This window comes from Streptomyces recifensis (assembly GCF_002154615.1).
In the GTDB taxonomy this organism is placed as follows: domain Bacteria; phylum Actinomycetota; class Actinomycetes; order Streptomycetales; family Streptomycetaceae; genus Streptomyces; species Streptomyces griseoluteus.
Window position 1 is genome coordinate 966 of record NZ_MUNH01000052.1, and the last position, 450, is coordinate 1,415.

At 72.0% G+C, this 450-nt stretch carries 1 protein-coding gene; it reads left to right on the forward strand.

The features are described from left to right. Window positions 1-99 precede the first annotated feature (99 nt). On the forward strand, window positions 100-450 hold a 351-nt coding region (locus CCN33_RS03405; RefSeq protein WP_244173596.1), incomplete at its 3' end, for a Mur ligase domain-containing protein.

Genomic DNA, 450 nt, shown 5'->3' on the forward strand with positions numbered 1-450 from the left:
GGTGCCGCCGACCGGAGCCAAGGCCGCCGCCCTGCCCGTCTCCTACCGGCCCTGACCCGCCCCCACCGGAACCGGGCACCGACCACCAGGAACGAGCCAGTGACAACGATCACCCCCGACGACGGGAACCGAGGGACCCACCGCTCCGAGCGCGAGCCCCGTTTTAGCTCCGGAGCGGGTACTCCCGGTACGCTCACCGCCGTGCCACACGCCGATCAGTCCCAAACCACTCAGAAAGGCGCTTCCGTGACAAATCCGGGACCGCCGCGACCGGTTCAGGTCTCCGCCATCTCCCTCGCGGAACTGGCCGGTCAACTGGGTACCGCCGCGCCCGCCGAGACCGCCGCGTCCGTCGGGGTCACCGGCATCACCCACGACTCGCGGGCCGTCCGCCCCGGTGACATGTACGCCGCGCTGTCCGGCGCCAGACTGCACGGCGCCGACTTCGCC